At 66.2% G+C, this 225-nt stretch carries 1 pseudogene; it reads left to right on the plus strand.

What is annotated here, in order from left to right:
- Positions 1-225 (plus strand): annotated as a pseudogene (locus EOB49_RS36120) (imidazoleglycerol-phosphate dehydratase); the annotation flags it as partial.

The raw sequence follows: 225 nt of genomic DNA on the forward strand, positions 1-225 counted from the left end.
TCGCGCTTGGCCAGGCGCTGGCCAAGGCACTGGGCGAGCGGCGCGGCATCATGCGCTATGCCTCGATCGACCTTGCCATGGACGAGACGCTGACGCGCGCTGCGATCGACGTGTCCGGCCGTCCGTTCCTGGTCTGGAACGTTTCCTTCTCGTCGCCGAAGATCGGCACCTTCGACACCGAGCTGGTGCGCGAATTCTTCCAGGCGCTGGCGCAGAATGCCGGCA

This window comes from Mesorhizobium sp. M7A.F.Ca.MR.148.00.0.0 (genome assembly GCF_003997735.1).
Lineage (GTDB): Bacteria > Pseudomonadota > Alphaproteobacteria > Rhizobiales > Rhizobiaceae > Mesorhizobium.